Annotated in this window: 20 protein-coding genes; 14 read left to right on the top strand and 6 right to left on the bottom strand. The window is 71.9% G+C overall.

Annotated elements, in window-relative coordinates:
- The first annotated feature begins 40 nt into the window (after nt 1-40).
- From ABZT47_RS10890 to ABZT47_RS10905, 4 genes are all read left to right on the top strand, one after another.
- A complete protein-coding gene (locus tag ABZT47_RS10890; RefSeq protein WP_354838818.1) occupies nt 41-1,165 on the top strand; it encodes a substrate-binding domain-containing protein in 1,125 nt (374 codons plus the stop codon).
- Between the two features lie 64 nt (nt 1,166-1,229).
- Nucleotides 1,230-2,042 (top strand): ATP-binding cassette domain-containing protein, encoded by an 813-nt coding sequence (locus tag ABZT47_RS10895; RefSeq protein WP_354838821.1) that lies wholly within the window; start codon nt 1,230-1,232, stop codon nt 2,040-2,042.
- Complete coding sequence (locus ABZT47_RS10900) at nt 2,039-3,292, top strand: ABC transporter permease (RefSeq protein WP_354838824.1); 1,254 nt, start codon at nt 2,039-2,041, stop codon at nt 3,290-3,292. Before ABZT47_RS10895 ends, ABZT47_RS10900 begins: the two co-directional genes overlap by 4 nt.
- Nucleotides 3,293-3,359: 67 nt before the next feature.
- On the top strand, nt 3,360-4,562 hold the full coding sequence (locus ABZT47_RS10905) for an ROK family transcriptional regulator (RefSeq protein WP_354839694.1): 1,203 nt from the start codon (nt 3,360-3,362) through the stop codon (nt 4,560-4,562).
- 14 nt (nt 4,563-4,576) lie between these two features.
- On the opposite strand, the gene ABZT47_RS10910 is transcribed toward ABZT47_RS10905, so the two are convergent.
- Both ABZT47_RS10910 and ABZT47_RS10915 read right to left on the bottom strand, forming a co-directional pair.
- A complete protein-coding gene (locus ABZT47_RS10910; RefSeq protein WP_354838827.1) occupies nt 4,577-5,389 on the bottom strand; it encodes a neutral zinc metallopeptidase in 813 nt (270 codons plus the stop codon).
- A gap of 71 nt (nt 5,390-5,460) precedes the next feature.
- Nucleotides 5,461-6,252, bottom strand: coding sequence for a neutral zinc metallopeptidase (locus tag ABZT47_RS10915; RefSeq protein ID WP_354838830.1), 792 nt, complete (start codon nt 6,250-6,252; stop codon nt 5,461-5,463).
- A gap of 238 nt (nt 6,253-6,490) precedes the next feature.
- Between ABZT47_RS10915 and dxs the strand changes: the two genes are divergently transcribed.
- From dxs to ABZT47_RS10940, 5 genes are all read left to right on the top strand, one after another.
- Nucleotides 6,491-8,395: a 1-deoxy-D-xylulose-5-phosphate synthase gene (gene dxs / locus ABZT47_RS10920; RefSeq protein WP_354839697.1), complete on the top strand. Its 1,905-nt coding sequence runs from the start codon at nt 6,491-6,493 to the stop codon at nt 8,393-8,395.
- Nucleotides 8,396-8,803: 408 nt separating this feature from the next.
- The gene (gene tnpB / locus ABZT47_RS10925; RefSeq protein ID WP_354838833.1) at nt 8,804-9,634 is read left to right on the top strand and encodes an IS607 family element RNA-guided endonuclease TnpB; all 831 of its coding nucleotides are present in this window, start codon (nt 8,804-8,806) and stop codon (nt 9,632-9,634) included.
- Nucleotides 9,565-9,792, top strand: coding sequence for a zinc ribbon domain-containing protein (locus tag ABZT47_RS10930; protein ID WP_354839700.1), 228 nt, complete (start codon nt 9,565-9,567; stop codon nt 9,790-9,792). Before tnpB ends, ABZT47_RS10930 begins: the two co-directional genes overlap by 70 nt.
- A gap of 101 nt (nt 9,793-9,893) precedes the next feature.
- Nucleotides 9,894-11,363, top strand: a complete 1,470-nt coding sequence (locus tag ABZT47_RS10935) for an amino acid permease (protein WP_354838836.1) — start codon at nt 9,894-9,896, stop codon at nt 11,361-11,363.
- 87 nt (nt 11,364-11,450) lie between these two features.
- Nucleotides 11,451-12,512, top strand: coding sequence for a LacI family DNA-binding transcriptional regulator (locus tag ABZT47_RS10940; protein WP_354838839.1), 1,062 nt, complete (start codon nt 11,451-11,453; stop codon nt 12,510-12,512).
- A 60-nt stretch (nt 12,513-12,572) separates the two neighbouring features.
- On the opposite strand, the gene ABZT47_RS10945 is transcribed toward ABZT47_RS10940, so the two are convergent.
- Both ABZT47_RS10945 and ABZT47_RS10950 read right to left on the bottom strand, forming a co-directional pair.
- Nucleotides 12,573-13,820, bottom strand: a complete 1,248-nt coding sequence (locus ABZT47_RS10945) for an HRDC domain-containing protein (RefSeq protein WP_354838842.1) — start codon at nt 13,818-13,820, stop codon at nt 12,573-12,575.
- Nucleotides 13,817-14,419 (bottom strand): DUF3000 domain-containing protein, encoded by a 603-nt coding sequence (locus ABZT47_RS10950; protein ID WP_354838845.1) that lies wholly within the window; start codon nt 14,417-14,419, stop codon nt 13,817-13,819. Before ABZT47_RS10950 ends, ABZT47_RS10945 begins: the two co-directional genes overlap by 4 nt.
- Before the next feature lie 816 nt (nt 14,420-15,235).
- Between ABZT47_RS10950 and hemE the strand changes: the two genes are divergently transcribed.
- Entirely contained in the window at nt 15,236-16,273 is a 1,038-nt protein-coding gene (hemE, locus tag ABZT47_RS10955; protein ID WP_354838848.1) for a uroporphyrinogen decarboxylase, read from the top strand.
- Nucleotides 16,274-16,512: 239 nt separating this feature from the next.
- Here hemE and ABZT47_RS10960 read toward each other — a convergent pair whose 3' ends face one another.
- Nucleotides 16,513-17,673, bottom strand: a complete 1,161-nt coding sequence (locus ABZT47_RS10960) for a DUF4349 domain-containing protein (RefSeq protein ID WP_354838851.1) — start codon at nt 17,671-17,673, stop codon at nt 16,513-16,515.
- Nucleotides 17,674-17,801: 128 nt separating this feature from the next.
- On the opposite strand from ABZT47_RS10960, the gene hemG reads away from it, so the two are divergent.
- The 3 genes from hemG to ABZT47_RS10975 all read left to right on the top strand — a co-directional run bounded on the left by hemG (nt 17,802) and on the right by ABZT47_RS10975 (nt 20,761).
- On the top strand, nt 17,802-19,250 hold the full coding sequence (gene hemG / locus ABZT47_RS10965) for a protoporphyrinogen oxidase (RefSeq protein WP_354838854.1): 1,449 nt from the start codon (nt 17,802-17,804) through the stop codon (nt 19,248-19,250).
- A 105-nt stretch (nt 19,251-19,355) separates the two neighbouring features.
- Complete coding sequence (gene hemQ, locus ABZT47_RS10970) at nt 19,356-19,997, top strand: hydrogen peroxide-dependent heme synthase (RefSeq protein ID WP_354839703.1); 642 nt, start codon at nt 19,356-19,358, stop codon at nt 19,995-19,997.
- A 137-nt stretch (nt 19,998-20,134) separates the two neighbouring features.
- Complete coding sequence (locus ABZT47_RS10975) at nt 20,135-20,761, top strand: hypothetical protein (RefSeq protein ID WP_354838857.1); 627 nt, start codon at nt 20,135-20,137, stop codon at nt 20,759-20,761.
- A gap of 287 nt (nt 20,762-21,048) precedes the next feature.
- On the opposite strand, the gene msrB is transcribed toward ABZT47_RS10975, so the two are convergent.
- Nucleotides 21,049-21,453: a peptide-methionine (R)-S-oxide reductase MsrB gene (gene msrB / locus ABZT47_RS10980; protein WP_354838860.1), complete on the bottom strand. Its 405-nt coding sequence runs from the start codon at nt 21,451-21,453 to the stop codon at nt 21,049-21,051.
- A 129-nt stretch (nt 21,454-21,582) separates the two neighbouring features.
- On the opposite strand from msrB, the gene ligD reads away from it, so the two are divergent.
- On the top strand, nt 21,583-22,602 hold the full coding sequence (gene ligD, locus ABZT47_RS10985; RefSeq protein ID WP_354838863.1) for a non-homologous end-joining DNA ligase: 1,020 nt from the start codon (nt 21,583-21,585) through the stop codon (nt 22,600-22,602).
- Nucleotides 22,603-22,604 lie beyond the last annotated feature (2 nt).

The raw sequence follows: 22,604 nt of genomic DNA on the forward strand, positions 1-22,604 counted from the left end.
CCGTCAGTGGCCATCTCTGTAGAAAGGACCCGGTGCATCCATGCGCAAGGGGATCCTCGGCCTGACCGCCGCCGCGGCGGCGCTCTCTCTCGGTCTCACCGCCTGCGGGGGCGACAGCGGTGACTCCGGCGCGGCTCCGAGCGGCAGCGCCCCGGCGTCGTCCGCCGCCGCCAAGCCGGCGGGGAAGATCGGCGTCATCCTTCCCGACAGCAAGTCCTCCCCCCGCTGGGAGACCGCGGACCACAAGTACCTCGAAGAGGCCTTCAAGGCCGCCGGGGTCGAGTACGACATCCAGAACGCGCAGAACGACAAGACCGCGTTCCAGACCATCGCCGACCAGATGATCACCAACGGCGCCACCGTGCTGCTGATCGTCAACCTGGACAGCGGCACCGGCAAGGCCGTCATCGACAAGGCCAAGGGCCAGGGCGTCCCGGTCATCGACTACGACCGCCTCACGCTCGGCGGCGGCGCCTCGTACTACGTCAGCTTCGACAACGTCAAGGTCGGCCAGCTGCAGGGCGAGGGCCTGGTGAAGTGCCTGACCGACAAGAAGGTCGACAAGCCCATCATCGCCGAGCTGAACGGCTCGCCCACCGACAACAACGCCACGCAGTTCAAGGAGGGCTACGACGGCGTCCTGAAGCCCAAGTACGACTCGGGCGACTACAAGAAGGGTCCCGACCAGTCGGTTCCCGACTGGGACCCGCGCAAGGCCAACACGATCTTCGAGCAGATGCTGACCTCCGAGCCCAAGATCGGCGGCGTGCTCGCCGCCAACGACAACCTGGGCAACGCGGCCATCACCGTGCTGAAGAAGCAGAAGCTCAACGGCAAGGTCCCGGTGACCGGGCAGGACGCCGGCGTCCAGGGCCTGCAGAACATCCTGGTCGGCGACCAGTGCATGACGGTCTACAAGGCGGTCAAGCAGGAGGCCGACGCCGCGGCCAAGCTCGCCGTCGCGCTCGCCAAGGGTGAGAAGCCCACGGTCAGCGGCACGACCAAGGACACCCAGACCGGCCAGGACGTCCCCGCCGTCCTGCTCGACCCGCTGGCGGTCACCTTCGAGAACGTCAAGGACGTCGTCGCGGACGGGTTCGTCACCAAGGACGAGCTGTGCAAGGGCGAGTACGCCGACAAGTGCACCGAGGCCGGAGTCCAGTAGAACCGCGGTTCGGCACGGCTCACGCTCCCGCGGGGAGGTCCCGGCAAGGGGCCTCCCCGCGGGGATGCGGGTGACGTACCGTCAGTCCCTGAGGAGCAACGTGTCATCCCAACCCGTCCTGGAGATCCGGGGGCTCGACAAGAGCTTCGGTCCCGTGCAGGTGCTGCACAATGTCGCCTTCTCGGCCTACGCCGGTGAGGTCACCTCCCTGGTCGGCGACAACGGCGCAGGCAAGTCCACCATGGTCAAGTGCATCGGCGGCACCTACACGGCCGACGCGGGGGAGTTCCTGTTCGACGGCAGGCCCGTGCAGGTCAACAGCCCCCGTGAGGCCGCCGACCTCGGCATCGAGATCGTCTACCAGGATCTCGCCCTCTGCGACAACCTCGACATCGTCCAGAACATGTTCCTCGGCCGCGAGAAGAAGAGCGGCCTGGTGCTGGACGAGGCGACGATGGAGGAGATGGCGGCCAAGACGCTCGACAGCCTCTCGGTGCGCACCGTCAAGTCGATCCGCCAGCACGTGTCGAGCCTGTCCGGCGGCCAGCGGCAGACCGTGGCCATCGCCAAGGCCGTGCTGTGGAACAGCAAGGTCGTCATCCTGGACGAGCCGACCGCGGCGCTCGGCGTCGCCCAGACCGCCCAGGTGCTGGAGCTGGTGCGCCGCCTGGCCGACAACGGCCTGGCCGTGATCCTCATCTCCCACAACATGAACGACGTCTTCGCCGTCTCCGACCGCATCGCGGCGCTCTACCTCGGCCGGATGGCCGCCCAGGTCAAGGCGTCCGACGTCACCCACTCACAGGTCGTCGAGCTGATCACCTCGGGACGCAGTGGCGAGCTCGGCCTGCAGAACGTCAACGGAGTCACCGCATGAGTACGACGATGGTTCCCGACAAGCAGACCGCGGCGCCGGCCCCGAGCCTCAGCGGCAACGCCCGTGCCTACATCGGACGCGTCCGGGGCGGTGACATGGGCGCGCTGCCCGCCATCCTCGGGCTCCTCGTCCTGTGCACGGCCTTCGCCGTCCTGCGGCCGGTGTTCCTCTCGGCGATCAACTTCGCCAACCTGTTCACCCAGGGCGCCGCGATCAGCGTGATCGCCATGGGGCTGGTCTTCGTCCTGCTGCTCGGCGAGATCGACCTGTCCGCCGGGTACACCAGCGGCGTGTGCGCCGCGGTGCTCGCGGTGATGATGACCCAGAACGGGCAGCCGTGGTACCTCAGCGTCGGGGCGGCGATCCTCACCGGCGTCGTGATCGGCCTGATCCTCGGCGCGCTGGTCGCCAAGCTCGGCATTCCTTCGTTCGTGGTGACCCTGGCCGCCTTCCTGGGCTTCCAGGGCCTGCTGCTGGTGCTGGTCAACGAGGGCAACAACATCGCCATCCGCGACCCGCTGATCATCGCGATCGAGAACAAGAACCTGCCGCCGTCCCTGGGCTGGATCCTCTACGCGGTGTGCGTTCTGGTCTACGCCGCCATCCAGGTCGTGCGGGCGCGCCGCCGCGCCGGGCGCGGGCTCGCCGCCGACACCGCCGGCATCATCGCCGTCAGGGTGGGCGCTCTGGTGATCCTCGGCGGCCTGGCCGTCTATGCCCTGAACCTCGAGCGCAGCCGCAACGCCCTGCTCGTGTCGCTCAAGGGCGTGCCGATCGTCGTGCCGGTCGTGCTGGCCCTGCTGATCATCTGGACGTTCGTCCTGCGCCGCACCGCCTACGGGCGGCACATCTACGCGGTCGGCGGCAACGCCGAGGCGGCCCGCCGCGCGGGCATCAACGTGGACCGCATCCGGGTCAGCGCCTTCGTCATCTGCTCGGGCATGGCCTCGATCGGCGGCATCATCCTGGCCTCCCAGGCCAGCTCGGTCGACCCGAGCACGGGCGGCAGCGACGTGCTGCTGTTCGCCGTTGGCGCCGCGGTCATCGGCGGCACGAGCCTGTTCGGCGGCAAGGGCCGGGTGCTGGACGCCATCCTCGGCGGCGCCGTGGTCGCCGTGATCAACAACGGCATGGGCCTGATGGGCTACAGCGCCAGCGTCAAGTACATCGTCACCGGGCTGGTGCTGCTGCTGGCCGCCGGGGTCGACGCGCTGTCGCGCAAGCGGGCGGCCGCCTCTGGCCTCAGGTGATCGCCGGTCCGGTGCCACCTGACCCCCCACCCGGACCGGACGATCAACGAGCAGAGGAACGCCGATGATGCGCGCGGGACCCTCGCAGGAGGAGATCCGCCGCCACAACCTCGGAGCGCTGCTGCGTCACGTGCACCTGGGCGGCCCGACGTCCCGCGCCGAGCTGACCACGCGGATGGGGCTCAACCGCAGCACCATCATGGCCCTGACCGCCGACCTGACGGCGGCGGGCCTGGTGCGGGAGGAACTGCCCAGGGAGACCGGCAGGGCCGGGCGCCCCTCCCTCGTGGTGCGGCCCGAGTCGGCGCGCGTGTACGTGCTCGCGTACGACATCGGGGTCGACCGCCTGGTGGCCGCGCGGGTGGGGCTCGGCGGGGTGATACTCGACCGGCGCGAGACCACCCGCCGGCGCGGGGTGTTCGCCATGGAGAACGAGGTCGAGCGCCTGGCCGCGTTCACCGGGCAGATGCTGGGCAAGACCCGCTCCGACACCGTGTGCGTCGGCGCGGGCGTGGCCTTCTCCGGCGGGGTGCGGCACTCTGATGGGTTCGTCCGCTTCAGTCCCAACCTGGGGGTCTTCGACATTCCGCTGGGCGAGGAGCTGGAACGCAGGCTGGGGCTCGGGGTGCCGGTCGTCGTGGGCAACGACGCCAACGTGGGCGCGCTGGCCGAGCAGGCGCGCGGGGTCGGCGTCGGAAGCCGTGACCTGATCTACCTGCACGGGGACGTCGGCGTCGGCGGCGGCATCATCACCGCGGGCCAGCTGCTCGGCGGGCACGGCGGTTACGGCGGCGAGGTCGGCCACATGGTGGTCAACGCGGGCGGCCGTCCCTGCGGGTGCGGGTCGCACGGCTGCCTGGAGGCCGAGGTGGGGGAGCGCGCGCTGCTGGAGGCCGCCGGCCGGTTCGGCCCGCAGATCGGGCGCGACGCCGTGCGCGCCGTCGTGGACGCCGCCGACCGGGGCGACAGCATCGCCCAGGAGGCGCTGGCGCGCGTCGGTGACTGGCTCGGCCTGGGCGTGGCCAACCTGGTCAACATCTTCAACCCCGAGATCGTCATCTTCGGCGGCATGCTGCGCGAGATCTACCTGGGGGCGGCGGCGCAGGTGCGCAGCCGCATCACCACCGACGTGCTGTACGCCTCCCGCGAGACCCTGCGCCTGCGCACCCCGATGCTCGGCGACGACACCACCCTGGTGGGCGCGGCCGAGCTGGCGTTCGCCCGGGTGCTCGCCGACCCCCTGGACGCCCTGGCCAGGGTCGGGGCCTGAGCGGGGGGGCCTGGCTACGCGGGCGCGGAGGCGACCATCGCCGAGCCGGCGCCCCAGGTGTTGCAGGCGCCGGGGCCGGCGGCCTTGAAGCCGCGGCTCAGCCAGTTGGCGATAGTGCGCCCCTTGCCGTGGTCGCGCACCTTGGTGCGCTCGTCGCCGCTCTCGCGGGTGGCCTCCAGCAGATAGTCCCAGTCGTCGGAGGTGCGGTCCAGGGAGTCCCAGACACTGCCGATGAACGCCCCGGCGAAGCACTCGGCCTGCAGTTCCAGGCGGCGGTACTGCTCGTAGTACTCCGGCTTGCCCCCGTAGGCCAGGCCGTTGAACGCGGCCTCGATGCCGGACAGGTTCTGCACGTGGTGGCCGTACTCGTGGGCGATCACGTCCATCAGGAACAGGTCCTCGGCCTGCCGGGTGAGGTGCTTGTCGAGCATGATGACGATGCGCCGCTGCGAGGGGCAGTACAGCCCCTGGGCGTTCTTGGGCCAGCTGTGCCCGCACACGCGCCCCGGCCGGGTGATGAACTGCACACCCGGCTCGGAGAAACGGATGTGCGCCTTGGCGAGCTGGGTCTTCCACGACGCGCCGAGGCAGTCCAGCAGCGGCAGCACGTATCTCTTGGCGGAGGCGACGCTGCCGGGTGTCACGGGCTTCTCCGGGCACCGCGCCGCGGGGAGCCTTCCGGAGGTGTACAGGGGGCTGCGGGTCAGCGCGGCGCGCTTCACCGGGTAGGACGCCGCTGTCGCGGGGATGCCCGGCGCCGAGGCCGCGAGGCAGAGACCCGCGAGTAGTCCGGCCGACAGCGTGGTGGAGCGCTTTCGACTGATCACAGCAGAGGAGAGTAGCCGCTATGTATGCGTAAGGGCTGATAAATGAGGGAGATCGCGTCCGGTGGTCCGTCTCAGGAGACCGCGGACGCCGAGGCGCTCCAGGTGTTGCAGGCGGAGGGCGAGGCGGCGCGGAAGCCGCGGTCCAGCCAGCCGGCGATGTTGGCGCCCTTGCCGTGGTCGCGCACCTTGTAGTTCTCGTCGCCGCTGCGGCGTTCGACGGCCAGCAGGTCCTTCCATTCCGCGCCGGTGCGCTTCAGAGAGGGCCACACGCCGCCGATGAAGACCCCGCCCAGGCACTCGGCCTGAAGCTCGTGCCTGCGGTCCTGCTCTTCGGCCTCCGCCCTGCCGCGGCTGTCCATCCCGTTGTAGGCGCGGGCTATGCCGGCCAGGTACTGCACGTGGTGGCCGTACTCGTGGGCGATCACGTCCAGCAGGAACAGGTCCTGGGGGGTGGCCACGCTGTCCTTGTCCAGCAGCACGGTGATCCGCCGGTCGCGGCCGCAGTACAGCGCCTGGACGTCGTGGCCCCACTTGTCGCCGCACGTCCGCTCGGGTTTGGTGATGAACCTCACAGTCGGCGTGCTGAACGGGATGCGGGCCTTCTGGAGCTGCACCGCCCACACGGCGTCCAGGCACCGCAGCAGCGGCGTGAGGTAGGCGCGCACCGAGGCCACGTCGCCGGGCCGCACCGGCCGCTCCGGGCAGGAGCTCCACGGCAGGCGGCCCGTCGTGTACAGGGGATTTCGCGTCAGGACGCCCGCGTCGCCGACCGGGTAGGCGGCCTGGGCGGCGGCGGCCGGCCCACTGCCGACGACCAATCCGGCAATAAGCATGAACAGCACAGGCAGCGACGAAGTTCGCATGGTTCCGTGAGGGTACGCGAGCTGCGCGCTTGGCGTAAAACCGATCTAATGTGGACAAGTTGTGGAGGTTTTCCGTGCATGTCCCAAAGGCGCCGCAGGGGTGGGACCCTGGGGGCGAGCCGGAGGGGCGGACCCCTCCGGTGAATAGACTCGACGGGCGTCGGTAAGAGGCGGAGGAGATGATTCCGTGAGCGAGCGGACCCAGCGAACCGAAGGTTCGGGCGCGGACAAGGCCGGCCTGCTGGAATCGGTGAAGGGTCCGGGAGATCTCAAGCGCCTGGAGGTCGGCGAGCTGCCCGCCCTGGCGGCCGAGATCCGCGACCTGCTCGTGTCCATCACCTCCCGCACCGGCGGCCACCTCGGCCCGAACCTCGGGGTCGTCGAGCTGACCATCGCGCTGCACCGGGTCTTCGACTCCCCGCGCGACCGCATCCTGTGGGACACCGGTCACCAGGCCTACGTCCACAAGATGCTCACCGGCCGCTCGGGCGACTTCGACACCCTGCGCCAGGAAGGCGGCCTGTCGGGATACCCGTGCCAGGCCGAGTCCGACCACGACGTCATCGAGAACTCCCACGCCTCCACCGCCCTGTCCTACGCCGACGGGCTCGCCAAGGCCTACAAGCTGCGCGGCGAGGCCGACCGCACGGTCGTCGCGGTCATCGGCGACGGCGCGCTGACCGGCGGCATGGCCTGGGAGGCGCTCAACAACATCGCCGGCCACGCCAAGGACCCCGACCTGCCGCTGGTCATCGTGGTCAACGACAACGGCCGGTCCTACTCGCCCACCATCGGCGGGCTCGCCTCCCACCTGGCGTCCCTGCGCATGACCCAGAGGTACGAACACCTGCTGGAGTCCGTCAAGCACAACCTCAGCCGGGTGCCCGTGGTGGGCCCGCCGCTGTACGAGACGCTGCATGGCGTCAAGAAGGGCATCAAGGACGTCCTGGCGCCCCAGGTGATGTTCGAGGACCTCGGCCTGAAGTACGTCGGCCCGATCGACGGCCACGACGAGCAGGCCGTCGAGGCCGCGCTGCGCAAGGCCCGCGCCTTCCGCGGGCCGGTCATCGTGCACGTCCTCACCATCAAGGGCAACGGTTACTCCCACGCCGAGAACCACGACGAGGACCGTTTCCACTCGCCCGCGCCGTTCGACCCGCTCACCGGCGAGGAGCAGCCCAAGCCGCACAGCTGGACCAACGTCTTCGGCCAGGAGCTCGTGCGCCTCGGCGCCGAGCGCCGCGACATCGTGGCGATCACCGCGGCCATGCTGCACCCCACGGGCCTGGCCGCCTTCGCCGAGGCCTACCCCGACCGCACCTACGACGTCGGCATCGCCGAGCAGCACGCCTTCACCAGCGCCGCCGGCCTGGCCCTCGGCGGGCTGCACCCCGTGGTCGCCGTCTACGCCACCTTCCTCAACCGGGCCTTCGACCAGCTCCTCATGGACATCGCCCTGCACCGCCTGCCGGTCACCGTCGTGCTCGACCGCGCCGGGGTCACCGGGGACGACGGGCCCAGCCACAACGGCATGTGGGACATGTCCATCCTCCAGGTCGTCCCGGGGCTGTCGATCGCCGCGCCGCGCGACGCCGCCCGGCTGCGCGAGCTGCTCGCCGAGGCCGTCGAGGTCGACGACGGCCCGACCGTGGTGCGCTTCCCCAAGGGCGCCCTCGGCCCCGAGATCCCCGCCGCCGGGCGCCTGGGCCGCATGGACGTGCTGCGCGCGGGCGGCCAGGACGCCGACGTGCTGCTGGTCGCGGCCGGTGCCATGGCCCAGCCCGCCCTGGACGCCGCCGTGCTGCTGGACGCGCAGGGCATCTCGGCCACCGTGGTCGACCCGCGCTGGGTCAAGCCGCTGGACGAGGCTCTGGCCGAGGCCGCCGCGGCCCACCGGCTGGTCGCCGTGGTGGAGGACAACGGCCGGGTCGGCGGGGTCGGCGACGCCGTCGCCCGCCTGCTCAGGGACGCCGGGGTCGACGTCCCGGTGCGCACCTTCGGCATCCCGCAGCGGTTCCTCGACCACGCCAAGCGGGCCAAGATCCTCGCTGAGATCGGCCTCACCGGGCAGGACCTCGCCCGCGCGATCACCGAAGCGGTCGCACGGCGCTCACCCGCCCTGGAAGCCGACCCCGCACGCTGACCCCCACCCCCGGCCGCCACCCGGCGGCCGGCGGCCGGCCCCTCATGACCTCGGTTAACGTCCGCACGGCTCCCGCCCCCGGCCCGAGCGGCGTCCCGGGGTGTGGAATGAAGGTTCGACCACGCTGAGTGGAGCCATGTTTGCCAAGCGTGAGGGCGCGTGAGCGAACAAGTGTTTCAATTGATCGGGTGAAAGTCGCTGAGTGGGAGTGGTCGCGGGGCATCGACCTACAGATCGCCTACCGGTGGTTCCGGCAGGGCAAAAATGCCTGTCCCGGTCGCCTACCCACCGGCACGACATGATCGAGGTGTTGGCGTCGACGTGCGGGCCCTTGTACGGGCGGCGTGCGGAGCGCAACCGGGCGCTGTGCGCGGTCACTGCGGCCAAAGCCGCTGATCGCGAGATCTGGTGAAGGTCGTCCAGGCGTACCGGTACGCCCTGGACCCGACCGCAGCCCAGGTTGCCGCGCTGGTCTCGCATTGTGGTGCGGCCCGGTTCGCGTTCAACCGGGGTCTGGCCCTGGTCAGGGCCACGTTGTCGCAGCGGGCGGGGGAGCGGTCCTATGGGGTGCCTGATGAGGTGCTGACCGAGGTGCCGTGGTCGCTGTACGGGCTGCACCGGGCGTGGAACGCCGCCAAAGGCCGCGTCGCGCCGTGGTGGGCCGACAATTCCAAGGAGGCGTACAACACCGGGCTGGAGGGTGTGGCGCGGGCGCTGAAGAACTGGTCGGCCTCCCGCAACGGCACCCGCAAAGGACGCAAGGTCGGGTTCCCGCGGTTCAGGTCAAAGCATCGTGCGGGGTCGTCATGCCGGTTCACCACCGGAACCATCCGGGTGGAACCTGACCGGCGGCACGTGACGCTGCCCCGCCTGGGCACGATCCGCACCGCTGAGTCGACGCGGAAACTGGCCCGGCATCTGGAGCGTGGCAGCGGCCGGATCCTGTCGGTCACCGTCCGGCGGGAGGGTGGCCGCTGGTGGGTGGCGTTCACCTGCCAGATCGAGCGTACCGACCGTGTCCCGGCGCAGCCGGGTGCCGTGATCGGGGTGGATCTCGGGGTCAAAGACCTCGCGGTGCTGTCCACCGGCGAGGTCATCGCCAACCCCGGGCATCACCGGTCGGCGTCCAAGCGGCTGCGCCGGTTGAACAAGCAGCTCGCAAGCTCGCCCTGTCCGAACGCACCTACACCTGCACCGGGTGCGGCCTGGTCCTGGATCGGGATCTCAACGCCGCGCTGAATCTGGCCGCACTGGCGGCCGAGGTCGCCCAGAGTTGCGGGGAGACCGAAAACGCCCGTGGAGGAGCGGTAAGACCCGGCCCCCGCGCCGGGCGCGCACCGGTGAAACGAGAACCCCCGAAACGGGGAACGCCGGGCCGTAAGGCCACGGCTGCCTGACATGTGCTCACATTCGACCACATTTGAGGTAACGGTAGGCATGACCTGCGTTTTCAGGGGCAGGCGTCCTCGCGCGGTCATCGAGGAAAAGGGGCACGCGGATGTCGATTTTCCGGACGAAGTCTGTTGAACGGTCGATCGAGGACACCGAGGGCGAGCACCGGCTCCGGCGCAACCTGAGCGCGCTGGACCTGACCGTCTTCGGGGTCGGAGTGATCGTCGGCACCGGCATCTTCGTCCTGACCGGCCAGGTCGCCCGGGACACCGCCGGACCGGCCGTCGCGCTGTCGTTCGTCGTCGCGGGCGTCGTCTGCGCGCTCGCGGCGCTCTGCTACGCCGAGTTCGCCTCGACCGTGCCGGTCGCCGGGTCGGCCTACACCTTCTCCTACGCCACCATCGGCGAGTTCCCCGCGTGGATCGTCGGCTGGGACCTGATGCTGGAGCTCGCGCTCGGCGCCGCGGTCGTCGCCGTCGGCTGGTCGGGGTACTTCTCCGAGCTTATGGCTTCGCTCGGGGTGCACCTGCCGGACTCCCTCGCCGGCGAGCACGCGACGTTCAACGTGCCCGCCGTCGTCGTCGTGCTCGCGCTGACCGCCGTGCTGGTGGCCGGAATCAAGCTGTCCGCGCGGATCAACCTGGTCATCGTCACGGTCAAGGTGGCCGTGGTCCTGCTGGTCATCGTCGCGGGCCTGTTCTTCGTCAAGGGCGCCAACTACACCCCCTTCGTCCCGGACGCGCAGCCGACCCCGGCCGTGCACGGCCTCAAGGCGCCCCTGATCCAGGTGGTCTTCGGCATCACCCCGGTCGCCTACGGCCTGCTCGGGGTGTTCGTCGGGGCGGCCGTCGTCTTCTTCGCCTTCATCGGCTTCGACGTGGTGGCCACCGCCGCCGAGGAGACCCGCAGGCCCCAGCGCGACCTGCCGATCGGCATCATCGCCTCCCTGGCGGTGTGCACCGTCCTGTACGTCGCGGTCTCGCTGGTGGTCGTCGGGATGCAGCCGTACAACCGGCTCAGCCGCTCGGCCCCGCTCGCCGGAGCCTTCCGCACCGTCGGCCAGGACTGGCTCGCCACCATCATCAGCATCGGCGCGCTCGCCGGTCTGACCACGGTCGTGATGATCCTCATGCTGGGCCAGAGCCGCATCTTCTTCGCCATGAGCCGCGACCGGCTGCTTCCCGGCGGCCTGGCCACCGTGCACCCGCGGTTCGGCACCCCCTACCGCATCACGATCATCATCGGCGTGGTCACCGCGCTGCTGGCCGGGTTCATCCCGCTGTCCGCGCTGGCCGAGCTGGTCAACATCGGGACGCTGTTCGCCTTCATCCTGGTCTCGGTCGGGGTGATGATCCTGCGGCGGACGCGGCCCGACCTGCCCAGGGCGTTCCGCACGCCGCTGGTGCCCGTGGTGCCCGTCCTGTCGGTGCTCGCCTGCCTGTACCTGATGCTGAACCTGCCGGTCGAGACCTGGGTGCGGTTCCTGGTCTGGATGGCCCTGGGCATCGTGCTGTACTTCGCCTACGGGCGGCGGCACAGCCGGGTCGAGGAGCCCTCGCCGGCCCGCGCCGGGTAGCCGGGGCGCCGCGACGGAGGTCGTGACCGGGCACTCCAGAAGCGCCGCACAATTGAGGGAGGGGCGGCAGGCAGGAGGAGGACCGCCATGATCACGCTTGAGGACGTCGCCAGGCACGCGGGGGTGTCACTGGCCACGGCGTCGCGGGTGCTCAACGGCAGCAGCCGCCAGGTCGGTGCGGCCCTGCGCGTCAGGGTCGAGTCCTCGGCCGCCAAGCTCGGCTACCGCGTGGACGCCGCCGCCCAGACGCTGGCACGGGGCGCCAGCAACGTCGTGGGCGTGATCATCCAGGACCTCACCGACCCCTACTTCGCCGCCATCGCCGACGGCGCCATCCGCTCGGCCGACCTGCACGACATGGTGGTGACCCTCGGCACCACCTACCGCGACCCCGAGCGCGAGATCGCCCTGGTGGCCACGCTGAACGCCCAGCGGGCCCGCGCGGTCCTGATCACCGGGTCCCGCGTCGACGACGCCTACCTGCTCGGCAGGCTGCGCGCCGAGCTGGAGGTGTACCGCGCCTCCGGCGGCCGGGTCGCCATGATCGGGCAGGACCTCCTCGGCACCGACACCGTGGCCCCGCTCAACCGCGAGGGCGCCCGCGAGCTGGCCCACGCGATCGCCGGCCAGGGCCACCGCCGGTTCGCCGTGCTGGCCGGTCCCAAGCGGCTGTTCACCGCCGCCGACCGCACGCTGGGCTTTCTCGAAGGACTGTCGGAGCTCGGCCTGCCGGCGCCCGTCGTCGTGCACGGCGGGTTCGACCGCGACGGCGGGCAGGCCGCGGCCGAGGAGCTGCTGGAGATGGGCGCCGAGGTCACCTGCGTGTTCGCGGTGAACGACGTCATGGCGATGGGGGCGCTGGCCGCCTTCCGCGCCCGCGGCGTCGAGGTGCCCGGCGAGCTGTCCCTGGCCGGCTTCGACGACATCCCCACGCTGCGCGACGTGGTCCCCTCGCTGACCACCGTGCGGCTGCCGCTGTCGCACATGGGGTCCATGGCCCTTGATCTCGCGCTCTCCAGCGAGGACGCGCCCCGCGTGGAGCCGGTGGCCGGGCAGGTCGTGCTCCGCGAGAGCGTCCGCAAGCTGGGCGCCCCGGGCACGGCCGCGACCACCACGGCCCCGGCGGCGCACATCCCGGTCACTCCCTGAGGCGGCGCACACCCCGCCTGCTCGAGCGGACCCCTTGGCGGGCTTGCGGAGAGGCGGCGCTCAGCCGCCGAGGTCCTCCTTGGCCGCCAGGCGGATCAGCGCCTTGGACAGCGGGTGGGCGGTCAGGGCGATCTGCCACTCGCGCGCGCCGAGCCGGCGCAGCCGCTCGGCCACCGCGTCGTCGCCGAGGTCGTCCGGCGGCTCCCAGGTGAGGCGGCGCACGGCCTCGGGCTGCAGGAGGTTCTCCGTGGGCATGTGGTTGGCGTCGGCGAGCGCGGTGATGGCCGTGCGGGCGGCGGCCAGCCGCCTGGCCGCGGCGGGGTCGCGGTCGGCCCACCGGTTGGCGGGCGGCGGACCGTCGCCGGGGCCGCTCTGCTGCGGCAGCTCCGTCTCGGTCAGCACGCGCGCCCGGCCGATGGCGTTCAGCCAGTCGCGCAGATGGCGCCGAGCGCTGCGCCCGGTGAACGGGGGGATCTCGGTCAGCGCCTTGGTCGTGCGCGGCTGCTCGAGCGCGGCGGTGACGATGGCCGAGTCGGGCAGCACCCGGCCCGGGGCCAGGTCGGCCTCCCGCGCGAGCTCGTCGCGCAGCGTCCACAGCTCGCGCACCACCGCCAGGCCGCGCAGCGAGCGCACCCGGTGGATGCCCGACGTGCGCCGCCACGGGTCGACGCGCGGCGGCGCCGGGGGAGCGGCGAGGATCGCGGCGAACTCCTCCTGCGCCCAGGGCAGCTTGCCGCTGCTCTCCAGCTCCGCGTAGAGCATGTCCCGCAGCTCGATGAGCACCTCGACGTCCAGCACGGCGTAGCGCAGCCAGTCCTCGGGCAGCGGGCGGTGGGACCAGTCGGCCGCCGAGTGGCCCTTCTCCAGGCGCAGGCCGAGGACGTTCTCCACCATCGTGCCGAGGCCGACGCGCTCGTAGCCGAGCAGCCGCCCGGCCAGTTCGGTGTCGAAGAGCCTGCGGGGGACCAGGCCCAGCTCGGCCAGGCACGCGAGGTCCTGCGTGGCGGCGTGCAGCACGATCTCGGCGCCGTCCAGCGCGGCGTCCAGCCGCGACAGGTCGGGGCAGGAGATGGGGTCGATCAGCGCGCTGCCGGCCCCGGCGCGGCGCAGCTGGACCAGGTAGGCGCGGCCGCTGTAGCGGTAGCCGGAGGCGCGCTCGGCGTCGACGGCGACCGGGCCGGTGCCCTGGGCGAACGCCTGTACGGCCGCGGCGAGCGCGGCGGGGTCCTCGATGACCGGCGGGATTCCCTCGCGGGGCTCCAGAAGCGGCACTATCTCGGATGCGGGGATGATCTCTTCGTCGGTCACGTCCTGAAGGACTCCGGGTCTTCGCGACGCGCGGTCCGCGGCTGCAGGGCCGCGACGTCAGGTGGCAGGGGTGGGATGCCCGCGGCGAGGCAGATGAGGTCGCACCAGGCGGCGACGTGGGCCGACAGGTCCTCCTCCAGGGGGGACCACGAGGCCCGCAGCTCCAGCTCGGTGGTGACCGGGTCGTCGGCCTTGTTGCCGAAGCCCTCCGACACCGCGCGGGTGACGGTGCCGCCGGCGGCGGCGTACCGCGCCTGGTGGGAGTCCAGGGACTCGGTCAGCCAGCTCCACGCCACCGGGCCGAGCATCGGGTCGGAGGTGATCTCCGGCTCCATGTCGGCGCGCACGTAGGCGACCAGGCGGAAGGGGCCGTCCCACCCGCGCTGGCCGTCGGGGTCGAACAGCATGATCAGCCGGCCGACCGCGAGCTCGTCGTCGTCGCGGTAGACCGAGGCGCCGACCGCGCCGGAGTAGGGGGCCAGCCGCTGGGGGGCGGGGATGTCCTCCAGCTCGATCTCGGGCCTGACCTCGGTGGGACGCAGGCTTTCCAGCGCCCGCCGGAATGCGGCGGGGGCCGGTGGCGCGTCACCGATGGTCATGATGGCAGCGTAGGACGGAGCGGGCGGGGCCGGAAGCAGGGGGGTATGCGCGGAGGACACCGAAGGTGATCAAGCCGTCATCACCGGTGCGCCGCCACGCTCCATGGAGACCCGGTCGTGGCGCAGGTGGTGGCGGGGTTGCTCCTCGAACCCCTGCTCGCCGGCACGGAGCGCACAATGCACAGTGCGGTGCTCGGAGGAACTCCACATCGCGGTCATCGCGGGCCTTTCGTCGGGTCCCAAGATCGAGTGCTCGCACGGACAGGAGCGCGCGCCGCCGCCTGGCCGGCGCATCCCCGCGCGCGCCATGTCCGTGAACTCGAGGGCTGGTCCGACGTTGACACGTCACGGCGACATTTCCCCGCAACGCGCTCGGCGTGTCCCGAAAGTGGTCACCGAATCAGCGCCGCGCGGTGATTTGGCGAGCATTTGAACCAGCCGTGACATGATCACGAACCTCGCGTGAGACGTACTGTACCTGCGCTTGGCCGCTGATTGGCGCGGTCGGCGGCCGTCCGGGCCGCAGACTGCCCCTACTGAACCAGACATATTGTACGGATCGCCACGTCGTTCACCATGACCGGACATCGGCCTGGTAGGTAACTTTTTCGCGGCAAACTTTGCCGTCGCTCTCCAGGAAGGCGGCGGACTTGTTTCCGCCGGGCCCGCCGACGCCGCCTTCAACGGCCGCGTGGCCCCTCCGACGGCCGCGTGGCCCCTGCGGGCGGCCGCCGCCCCCCTTCCGCGCGGCGCGGCCCCCTGTTCCCCCGGCCGGGCGATGCTCCGACCACGTGACCGGCGTGGCACTCTGGTCAGGTGAATCCCGAGACCGCCGAGTCCCCGTTCATCCGCGCGTGCAGAGGTCTGCCCGTGCCGCACACGCCCGTCTGGTACATGCGTCAGGCGGGGCGCGCGCTGCCGGAGTACCGCGCCGTGCGCGCCGATGTGCCCATGCTCACGGCCTGCGCCACGCCCGACCTCATCGTGGAGATCACGATGCAGCCCGTGCGGCGCTACGGCGTGGACGCGGCGATCTTCTTCAGCGACATCGTCGTGCCGCTCAAGGCCATCGGCGTCGACCTGGACATCCAGCCCGGCGTCGGCCCCGTCGTCGCCGCCCCGATCAGGGACGCCGCCGCGGTCGCCGCGCTGCGCGACCTGTCGCCCGGCGACGTGCCCTACGTCACCGAGGCCATCGGCGCGCTGACCAAGGAGCTCGGCCCCACGCCGCTCATCGGCTTCGCCGGAGCCCCCTTCACGCTGGCGTCCTACCTCATCGAGGGCGGCCCGTCCAAGAATCACGACCACACCAAGGCCATGATGTACGGCGAGCCGGCGCTGTGGCACGCGCTCATGGACCGCCTCACCCAGATCACGCTGGCCTACCTGCGGGTCCAGGCGGACGCCGGCGCCTCGGCCCTCCAGCTGTTCGACTCCTGGGTCGGCGCGGTGGCCCCCGACGACTACCGCGAGTTCGTCCTGCCCTACACCAGCCGCATCTTCGCCGGCCTGGCCGACCTCGACGTTCCGCGCATCCACTTCGGCGTGGGCACCGGAGAGCTGCTCGGGTTGCTCGGCGAGGCCGGCGCGGACGTGGTCGGCGTCGACTGGCGCGTCCCCCTGGACGAGGCCGCGCGCCGGGTCGGCGAGGGCAAGGCCCTGCAGGGCAACCTCGATCCGGCCATCCTGTTCGCCCCCTTCGAGGTCGTCGAGCGGCGCGCCCGCGACATCCTCGCGCGGGGGCGGGCGGCGGGCGGCCACGTGTTCAACCTCGGCCACGGCGTGCTCCCCACGACCGACCCCGACCAACTCACCCGCCTCACCGACCTCGTCCACGAAGCCTCAACCCGCTGACCGCGTCCCCGAGCGCCGGGCCCGGTGACCGCGTCCTCGAGCCCTGGGCCCGGTGACCGCGTCCTCGAGCCCTGGCCCGCTGACCGCGTTCTCGAGCCCGGTGACCGCGTCCTCGAGCCTTTGGCGCTCTCCCCGCCTCGGCTGGACCTTCCTGCGGCGCCGAGGCGGCGAGTCGCGGAGCGGCGGGTCCGGCGCCGTCGTGCGGCGGGTGACCGGTGCACGTTCGCGGGTCACTCGCACTATTCGGGCCGGCCGGGCTCGCCGGAGTGCGGAGGGTGTCCCTGGCCGGCGGGGCCGGAGAAGGGCCATACAGGGCGGTCGGCGAGCGGGGCCTCACCCTCCGGCCTCTCCCGGGTCTCCGGCGTCTCCGAGGGGGCCGAGGGCTCCGGTTCCTCCGGGGAGTTCTGGGACTCGGGCGACGGGTTCCCGGAGAGGGTGCGCTCTGGCGGCGCGCCGGGGTGGGGCGTGGGCGGGACGGCCACGCCGGGGTCGTCATCGCCGCCGCGCCCCCGGCGCAGCGCCCTGATCCCCCGGCGGGCGCCGACGTACGCCGCCCACAGCACGGCGAGCACCGCCAGCCACGGCAGCAGCGCTCCGAAGACCGCGAGGCCGACCCGCGCCGTCTGCTTGAGCGTCGTCCACCCCGACCGCAGGCCGGTGAAGAAGTTCGGCGGCTGGGGCTTCGGCCGGTGCACCACGGGCTCCCGGCGCACCGGCCCCTCCACGTGCAGGGTGAGCGTGCCGTCGGCGACGCGCGTGGCGAGGCTGCGCTGGCGCGCCTGCAGGGCTTCCAGGTCGGCCTCGCGGCCGGAGATCTCCCGCTCGACCTTGAGCACCTCCGAGACGTTCTTCGCCTTCTTCAGCAGAGAGCGGAGCTGGTCCAGGCCCGCCTTGGCCGACTTCACGCGGCTGCCGACGTCGGCGATCTCCTCGGTGACGTCCTCGGTGGACAGGCGCAGCGACACGCGGGTGCCCAGTTCCCTGCCGAGCCGGTCGGTCACCGTCGCGTAGTGGTCCGGCGGGATCTTGAACACCAGGGTCGAGGTGTCCTGGCGCGCCAGGGCGGCCGCCTCCTCGCCGTCCAGCCGGCCCCCGGCGTCGGCGACGATCCGCTTGGCGGTGTCGGAGGCCGCGGTGACGTCCTTCACCCGCACCGTCATCTCGCCCGTGTACACGATCGCCCGCGGGCCGGCCTGGGGCGCGTCGGGAGTGGGGGCCGCCTTCTGCGGCGCCACCTTCGAGGAGTCGCCGGTCCCGCCGGCCTCGCCTTGGTCCCGCTGGGCGACCGCCGGTGCGCCGGCCGCGTCCGTCGAGGAGCCCGAGCCCCCGCAGCCCGACAGGGCGATGGCCGCCGCCGCCAGGGCCGCCGCGAGGGCCGGGCGGCATCGTAATCTGCTCATGTCATGGTTGACGACGCGGGCTCTCGGCGGGTTTGACGTGCCGCGTCACAATGCCGTCACGGTCTCGACCAGGGGCCCGCCGGAGCCGCGGCCCGCACCGGCGGTGCCGGAGGGTAACGTCTGGGGGCATGGAACCTACTCGGCGGCACGTCGTGGTCGTCGGCGGGGGCATCGCGGGGCTGGCCGCGGCCTTGCACCTCCGCCAGGAGGACGGCGACGTTGCGGTCACCGTGCTCGAAGGCGCCTCGCGCATCGGCGGCAAGCTGCACGCCTCGCAGGTCGCGGGCTTCCCGGTGGACGAGGGCGCGGAGGCCATGCTGGCCCGGCGTCCGGAGGGCAAGGAGCTGGCGCGCATGGCCGGCGCCGGCGGCGATCTGGTCCATCCCGCCTCCGTGGGAGCGTCCATCTACAGCAGGGGAGCGCTGCGGCCGATGCCCAAGGGCCAGGTCATGGGCGTTCCCTCCGACCTCGCCGAGCTGGCTCGCTCCGGGGTCCTGTCGCCCGGCGGCCTGGTGCGGGTGCCGTTCGACCAGGTGCTGCCCGCGACCCTGATCACCTCCGACGTCTCGGTGGCCGCCTACATCCGGGCCCGCATGGGCAGAGAGGTCCTCGACCGCCTGGTCGAGCCGCTGCTCGGCGGCGTCTACGCCGGGCGCGCCGAGATGCTCTCGCTGGACGCCACCATGCCCGCCGTCGCCACGGCGGCCCGCACCGAGCGCTCCCTGCTCCAGGCGGCCCGCGCCATCGCCGCGAAGGCCCCCAAGGACGCCGGCCCGGTGTTCACGACACTGAGAGGCGGCATGGGCGGCCTGCCCGAGGCGGTCGCCGCGGCGTCCGGCGCCGAGGTGCGCACCGGCGTCATGGTGCGCGAGCTGAGCCGCACGCGCGCCGGATGGCGCCTGGTGACCGGCCCGGCGCGCGCCCCCGAGACCGTCGAGGCCGACGCGGTGATCCTCGCGGTGCCCGCGCCGGCGGCCGGCCGGCTGCTGTCCGGCGAGGTGCCCAAGGCCGCCGCCGAGCTGTCGCGGGTGGAGTACGCCAGCATGGCGATCGTCACCCTGGCCTATCCGCGCGCGGCCTTCCCCGAGCAGCCCTCCGGCAGCGGCTACCTGGTGCCGCCGGTCGAGGGCCGGGCCGTCAAGGCCGTGACCTTCAGCACGGTCAAGTGGCCCCATCTGGCCGAGGCCGATCCCGGCGTGCTGGTGCTGCGCTGCTCCATCGGCCGGTTGGGCGAGGAGGCCGTCCTGCAGCGCGACGACGGCGAGCTGGTCGCCCTGGCCATGACCGAGATGGCCGAGGTCATGGGCGTTCGCGGGCTGCCGCTCGACACCCGGGTGACCCGCTGGGGCGGCGCACTGCCGCAGTACGAGGTGGGCCACCTCGACCGCGTGGCGCGCATCCGCGCCGCCGTGGCCGTCCAGCCGGGCCTTGCCGTGTGCGGCGCGGCCTACGACGGGGTGGGCATCCCCGCCTGCGTCGCCTCCGCGCGCGCGGCGGCGGCGAGCATCCTCGCGCACCTGCGGGAGGAGCGCGAGGGAGAATGGCGTGAGGACCAGCCGGCGGCCGGCACCCGCTGAGGTGCCGCGCCGGTCAGAGCATTCGACGGAAGCGAGCGTGGACTTGTGAGTGAGGAGCGGACGCGGCCCAAGGCGCGCGATCTCAACGAGGTGATCCGCTACACCATGTGGTCGGTCTTCCGGGTGCGCGAGGAGCTGCCCGGTGAGCGGCAGGATCTGGCGCACGAGGTCGAGGCCCTGTTCGCCCAGGCCGCCGAGAAGGACGTGGTGACCCGCGGCGCCTACGAGGTGGCCGGGTTCCGCGCCGACGCCGACTACATGTTCTGGTGGCACGCGCCCACCGCCGAGGACCTCCAGGAGGTCTACGGGCGGTTCCGCAGGACCTCCCTGGGCCGGGCCAGCGAGCCGGTATGGTCGGCGATGGCCCTGCACCGGCCCGCCGAGTTCAACAAGTCGCACATCCCGGCGTTCCTGGCCGAGGAGGAGGCGCGCGGCTACGTCTGCGTCTACCCGTTCGTGCGCTCGCTGGAGTGGTACCTGCTGGAGGACGCCGAGCGCCGCAGGATGCTCGCCGAGCACGGCGCGCTCGCCCGGGGGTACCCCGACGTGCGGGCCAACACCGTCTCGTCGTTCGCGCTGAACGACTACGAGTGGATCCTCGCCTTCGAGGCCGACGAGTTGCACCGCATCGTCGACCTGATGCGCGCCCTGCGGGCCTCCGACGCCCGGCGGCACACCCGCCTGGAGGTGCCCTTCTACACCGGCACCCGCAAGCCGGTCGGAGAGCTGCTGACCGCCCTCCCATAAGCCTGCATAGCCGGACAATCGCGACATCTGTCACTCAAGCCTCAAAGGACACATCTGTTACTTTTGGGGAACAACCGCCGCGAGGATGCGATCTTTGGCATACTCGTGGGGATTCCCGTGTCGAAGTGAGGCAGAGGGTGACCAGGGGCAAGAGTCTGGCACGGTCCAGGCGAGGGGGGCACCGGCGGCGCAAGGCCCGCCGTGCGCGCGTTCTCGAGGGTTTCTTAGGGCTGGCCGCCGTCACGGTGGGGGCCCTGGCGGTCGGTGCGGTGTTCCTGCGGCCGGACGGCGGCCAGGCCGTCGCCGGCCTGGCGCCGCCCCCGCCGCGGGTGGCGGCGGCGCCTCCCGCCGCGCCGGTGGAGTCCGGTGGCGGCTCCCAGGCCAGGGCCGCCGGAGCCAAGGCCAAGAAGGCCCGCGACCCGGCCAAGACGGCGTCGGGTCCCTCCGAGCACACCGACGCCAAGGCGGTGAGCTACTTCAAGCAGCGCTGGGTGGACGACAAGGCGATCAAGCGCATCACCGACATCAGGACCGTCGGGAAGTACCTGCGCATCTACACCGACCTGCCGGAGTCGGCGCACGACTCCAAGCCGGCGATCGACCTGTGCAAGCGCGGGCTGGAGTACCTCGTGCAGGAGGTCGGGGACGAGCACCCCGTGGTCTTCGTGCAGGCGGAGTTCGGTCAGAACGGCAACCCGGTGCTGGCCAACATCATCGGCGCGGGCGACAAGTCGTGCCGGCTCACCCATCCCGCTCCGGACTGAGCGGTGTCCGCCCTGCCCGGGGGCGGAGGCCGCCGCACCCGCACGCGCGTTCGGCCGCAGACCGCGCAGCGCTGTGTGACCACCTGGCCGATGGTCTCGATCGTCTCCCACCTGTGACGAAGGTGCACACGGCTCCCGCACGAACCCCGACCCGGGCCCGCGCGAAGGCGTGCGCCCGGGATGGGTCTACCCGCACGGCGGCATGACCACTCGCTGACGGTGACATTCCGCTGGCTTTCCGTGACGAATGCGGGCATATGGGACGAGACCGGGAGCCGGGCGATCGGTCAGGAGTCGGCGGGGACCAGTCGCAGGGACACGGAGTTGATGCAGTAGCGGTCGTCGGTGGGCGTCGCGTAGCCCTCGCCGTGGAAGACGTGCCCGAGGTGGGAGTCACAGCGGGCGCAGCGGACCTCGACCCGGGACATGCCCAGAGAGTGGTCCTCGATCAGGGTGACGGCCTCGGACTTCGACGGCTCGAAGAACGACGGCCACCCGCAGTGCGAGTCGAACTTGGTGTCGGAACGGAACAGCTCGGCTCCGCAGGCGCGGCAGGAGTAGACCCCTTCGGCCTTGGTGTCGACGTACTCGCCGGTCCACGGGCGCTCGGTGCCCGCCTGGCGCAGCACGCGGAACTCCTCGGGGGACAGCTGGACGCGCCAATCGGCCTCGCTCTTGACCACCTTTTCCATGCCTTAAGCCTATGCGGGCTCCGGCGATGGGGATCGCGCGGACCGTCGACGTAAGCACTTCGTCAGCGGCCCTCGGGGCGCGCCCGCCCGCCCCGGTTCCTGTCGGTGGCGCGGGGTACGGTCGAAGGCATGGCGTCGCCGTTCATCGAGCTCAACGTCGGGGGCCGGACCGTCAAGGTCACCAACCCGGACAAGGTCTACTTCCCTGACATCGGTGCGACCAAGCGCGAGCTGGTCGAATACTACGTGTCGGTCGGCGAGGGCGCCCTGCGCGCGCTCAGAGACCGGCCCACCTACCTCAAGCGCCACCCCGACGGCGTGCTGACCGAGGCCATCTACCAGAAGCGCGTCCCGCCCCGGCACCCTGACTGGCTGCAGACCGTCACGGTGCGCTTCCCGAGCGGGCGCAGCGCCGACGCTCTGCGGGTGACCGAGGTCGCCGCCATCGCCTACTGCGCCAACCTCGGCACCATCGACTTCCACCCCTGGCCCACCCGCGCCGACGACGTCGAGCGCCCCGACGAGCTGCGCATCGACCTCGACCCCCAGCCGGGCACCGGCTTCGAGGACGCCCGGGCGACGGCGTTCGCCGTGCGGGAGGTCCTCGACGAGCTCGGCATGCGCGGCTTCCCCAAGACCTCCGGCACGCGCGGCATCCACATCAACGTGCGCATCGAGCGCCACTGGTCGTTCACCGAGGTGCGCCAGAGCGCCATCGCCCTCGCCCGCGAGGTCGAGCGCCGCCGTCCCGACCTCACCACCACGGCCTGGTGGAAGGAGGAGCGCGGCGAGAAGGTCTTCATCGACTACAACCAGAACGCCCGCGACCGCACCATCGCCAGCGCCTACTCCGTCCGGGCCAGGCCGCACGCCCCCGTCTCGACGCCGGTCACCTGGGAGGAGCTGGCGCAGGTCGATCCGCGCGACTTCGACATCCGCACCGTCCCCCCGCGCTTCGCCGAGCTCGGCGACGTGCACGCCGAGATCGACGACCGGGCCTTCTCCATCGAGCCGCTGCTCGAGTGGTACGCCAAGGACGAGCGCGGCGACATGCCCTACCCGCCCAACTACCCCAAAATGCCCGGCGAGCCCAAGCGCGTCCAGCCCAGCAAAGCCAGGCCCGAGGGGGAGCAGTCCGAGGCGGGCTGATT

The sequence above is a fragment of the Sphaerisporangium sp. NPDC005289 genome (assembly GCF_040607455.1).
GTDB lineage: Bacteria > Actinomycetota > Actinomycetes > Streptosporangiales > Streptosporangiaceae > Sphaerisporangium > Sphaerisporangium rhizosphaerae.

Bases quoted from the DNA above. Each gene is read 5' to 3' on its own strand.
- hemG (WP_354838854.1), top strand. From the start codon at position 17,802: ATGGAACCTACTCGGCGGCACGTCGTGGTCGTCGGCGGGGGCATCGCG.
- ABZT47_RS10915 (WP_354838830.1), bottom strand. From the start codon at position 6,252: ATGCGAACTTCGTCGCTGCCTGTGCTGTTCATGCTTATTGCCGGATTG.
- msrB (WP_354838860.1), bottom strand. From the start codon at position 21,453: ATGGAAAAGGTGGTCAAGAGCGAGGCCGATTGGCGCGTCCAGCTGTCC.
- ABZT47_RS10890 (WP_354838818.1), top strand. From the start codon at position 41: ATGCGCAAGGGGATCCTCGGCCTGACCGCCGCCGCGGCGGCGCTCTCT.
- ABZT47_RS10895 (WP_354838821.1), top strand. From the start codon at position 1,230: ATGCGGGTGACGTACCGTCAGTCCCTGAGGAGCAACGTGTCATCCCAA.
- ABZT47_RS10900 (WP_354838824.1), top strand. From the start codon at position 2,039: ATGAGTACGACGATGGTTCCCGACAAGCAGACCGCGGCGCCGGCCCCG.
- ABZT47_RS10960 (WP_354838851.1), bottom strand. From the start codon at position 17,673: ATGAGCAGATTACGATGCCGCCCGGCCCTCGCGGCGGCCCTGGCGGCG.
- ABZT47_RS10940 (WP_354838839.1), top strand. From the start codon at position 11,451: ATGATCACGCTTGAGGACGTCGCCAGGCACGCGGGGGTGTCACTGGCC.
- ABZT47_RS10950 (WP_354838845.1), bottom strand. From the start codon at position 14,419: ATGACCATCGGTGACGCGCCACCGGCCCCCGCCGCATTCCGGCGGGCG.
- ABZT47_RS10905 (WP_354839694.1), top strand. From the start codon at position 3,360: ATGCGCGCGGGACCCTCGCAGGAGGAGATCCGCCGCCACAACCTCGGA.
- ABZT47_RS10935 (WP_354838836.1), top strand. From the start codon at position 9,894: ATGTCGATTTTCCGGACGAAGTCTGTTGAACGGTCGATCGAGGACACC.
- hemQ (WP_354839703.1), top strand. From the start codon at position 19,356: ATGTGGTCGGTCTTCCGGGTGCGCGAGGAGCTGCCCGGTGAGCGGCAG.
- ligD (WP_354838863.1), top strand. From the start codon at position 21,583: ATGGCGTCGCCGTTCATCGAGCTCAACGTCGGGGGCCGGACCGTCAAG.